This is a genomic window from Micromonospora sp. RTGN7, from assembly GCF_033804645.1.
GTDB lineage: Bacteria > Actinomycetota > Actinomycetes > Mycobacteriales > Micromonosporaceae > Micromonospora.
Genome location: NZ_JAPZLF010000072.1, coordinates 1 through 252, shown reverse-complemented (window position 1 = coordinate 252; position 252 = coordinate 1). Strand labels below are relative to the sequence as shown.

Sequence of the window (252 nt, the reverse complement as noted above, 5' to 3'; positions counted from 1 at the left end):
CCGACGTCCACGAGGTCGCCGACGTCCACGAGGTCGCCGACGTCCACGAGGTCGCCGACGTCCACGAGGTCGCCGACGTCCACGAGGTCGCCGACGTCCACGAGGTCGCCGGCGTCGTCGGCGCCCGCAGGCTCACCGGTCTCCGCGACCGGCTCACCGGAGTCCGCGACCGGCTCACCGGAGTCCGCGACCGGCTCACCGGAGTCCGCGACCGGCTCACCGGAGTCCGCGACCGGCTCACCGGAGTCCGCG

At 75.4% G+C, this 252-nt stretch carries 1 protein-coding gene; it reads left to right on the top strand.

The window, feature by feature from the left end; translation table 11 throughout:
- On the top strand, window positions 1-252 hold a 252-nt coding region (locus tag SNR22_RS29250; RefSeq protein WP_320069901.1), incomplete at both ends, for a hypothetical protein.